This window comes from Streptomyces glomeratus (assembly GCF_021462825.1).
In the GTDB taxonomy this organism is placed as follows: domain Bacteria; phylum Actinomycetota; class Actinomycetes; order Streptomycetales; family Streptomycetaceae; genus Streptomyces; species Streptomyces glomeratus.
Map to the genome: position 1 here is coordinate 1 of NZ_JAKEEB010000108.1, position 512 is coordinate 512.

At 67.8% G+C, this 512-nt stretch carries 1 pseudogene; it reads right to left on the reverse strand.

The features are described 5' to 3' along the window. A pseudogene (locus LZ604_RS35535) lies at nucleotides 1-404 on the reverse strand (RNA-guided endonuclease TnpB family protein); the annotation flags it as partial. Nucleotides 405-512: the final 108 nt, after the last annotated feature.

Genomic DNA, 512 nt, shown 5'->3' on the forward strand with positions numbered 1-512 from the left:
TTGCCGACCACGGGCCGGTGCTGGTTGACCTTGACGTGCCCCACGCCCTGGAGGCGGACGCGGGTGACGGGGTCGTGCGGGGTGGAGTTCCAGCGGCAGCCGTCGCCGTCCTTGGGGAAGTCCACGGTGTCGAACCACATCGCGCCCCGGAAGCGGGGATAGCCCGGCTTGTCCCCGGCCTTCACGCGCCGGAAGAAGGCTTGGAACGCCTTGTCCAGGCGGCGCAAGGTGGACTGCTGCGAGGAGAACGACCAGCGGCCCTGACGCTCGGGGTCGAAGGCGCGGATCTCCTTGAGCTGTGCGGACTGCTGCCCGTATTTGATGCTGGTCTTCGAGGTGTGCCGATAGGCGTCGCGGCGTTCCTGCAACGCGCCGTTGTAGAGCGAGCAGTGATCGCGCAGCATCTCAGCGAGCGCGGCGGCCTGGCCCACGGTGGGCTTCCCAATGCCGAAATCAAGCCGGCGCAGTGACGGGAGGTGTCACTTGGTAGCACCGTCGGTCACGGATCAGGG